This window comes from Streptomyces calidiresistens (assembly GCF_014141525.1).
GTDB lineage: Bacteria > Actinomycetota > Actinomycetes > Streptomycetales > Streptomycetaceae > Streptomyces > Streptomyces calidiresistens.
The window spans coordinates 1-608 of the sequence record NZ_VKHS01001469.1 but is presented as its reverse complement, the minus strand read 5'-3'; the positions used below and the strand labels follow the sequence as shown (position 1 = coordinate 608).

1 protein-coding gene is annotated in these 608 nt (G+C 72.7%); it reads left to right on the top strand.

Features of this window, described 5'->3' with window-relative positions; genetic code table 11:
- Window positions 1-99: 99 nt before the first annotated feature.
- On the top strand, window positions 100-608 hold a 509-nt coding region (locus tag FOE67_RS27860; protein WP_182667571.1), incomplete at its 3' end, for a 2-phospho-L-lactate transferase CofD family protein.

Below are 608 nucleotides of genomic sequence, written 5' to 3'. Positions count from 1 at the left end.
CCCCACCCGCCGCTCGCCCGCCCCCTCGGGGCGGCGGACGGCTCGCCGATGCCCACGGGCCCCGGTACCTGCTGACGGGGCGACTGACAGACTGGGCGCATGCAGCGCATCGTGGTACCGGCCGGCGGCATCGGCGGGGCGCGTTTCCTGCGCGGTCTCAAGCGGGCCGCGCCGGAGGCGGAGATCACCGTCATCGGCAACACAGGCGACGACATCCACCTGTTCGGACTGAAGATCTGTCCGGACCTCGACACCGTCATGTACACCCTGGGCGGCGGCATCCACGAGGAGCAGGGGTGGGGTCGGGCCGGGGAGACCTTCACGGTGAAGGAGGAACTGGCCGCCTACGGGGTGGGGCCCGACTGGTTCGGGCTCGGCGACCGGGACGTGGCCACCCACATCGTGCGCACCCGGATGCTCGCCGCCGGCTATCCGCTCAGCGCCGTCACCGAGGCCCTGTGCACCCGCTGGAACCCGGGCGTGCGCCTGCTGCCGATGAGTGACGACCGCGTCGAGACGCACATCCTCATCGACGACCCGGCCGGAACCCCGGTCCCCGCGGGGGACGGCGGGGGGAACGGCCCGGGCGACGGCTGTCTCTTATACAC